Origin of the sequence: Komagataeibacter melaceti, from assembly GCF_003403295.1 — a bacterium.
Taxonomy (GTDB): domain Bacteria; phylum Pseudomonadota; class Alphaproteobacteria; order Acetobacterales; family Acetobacteraceae; genus Komagataeibacter; species Komagataeibacter melaceti.
Map to the genome: position 1 here is coordinate 1 of NZ_QUWV01000157.1, position 677 is coordinate 677.

The 677-nt window shown below is 67.2% G+C and carries 1 protein-coding gene; it reads right to left on the reverse strand.

Annotated elements, in window-relative coordinates; all coding sequences use genetic code 11:
* Nucleotides 1-677, reverse strand: a 677-nt coding sequence (locus DY926_RS14940) for a homocysteine S-methyltransferase family protein (protein WP_186336194.1), incomplete at both ends; no start/stop codon positions are given.

The following is a 677-nucleotide window of genomic DNA, read 5'->3' on the forward strand; positions in this document are numbered from 1 at the left end:
ACCTGTGAATACAGGCTGGCGACCGACGGAATCCACACCGGCCGGCGGGGCACGGGGGCGGGGCGGATGCGGCCCGTGCCCTCGGCGCGCCTGCGCAGCATCTGGTCAAGCGCCTGCGTATGCGGGGTGGACGTGCCACAGCAGCCACCGATCAGGTTCAGCCCGTCCTCGGTAATGAAACGCTCGACCCAGCTTGCCATTTCCTGCGGGGTGAGCGGGTAATGGGTCTTGCCATTGACCAGTTCAGGCAGGCCCGCATTGGGCTGGACCGAGATCAGGCCGGGCCAGTTCTCGCTCAGCCAGCGCACATGCTCGGACATTTCCTGCGGGCCGGTGGCGCAGTTCAGGCCCATGAGCGGCACGTCGAGCGCGTTGATGACCGTGGCCGCCGCCGCAATGTCCGGGCCGACCAGCAGCGTGCCGGTCGTCTCAACCGTTACCTGCACGAAAATGGGGGTATCGGCCCCCATCTCGGCGCGGGCGATCTTGGCGCCGTTGACGGCGGCCTTGATCTGGAGCGTGTCCTGGCAGGTCTCGATCAGCAGGCAGTCCACGCCGCCCTCGATCAGGCCACGGCACTGTTCGGCAAGGCCCGCTTCCAGCGTGTCGTAATCAATGTTGCCAAGCGAGGGCAGCTTGGTGCCCGGCCCGATGGAACCGACCACGTAGCGGTGCCG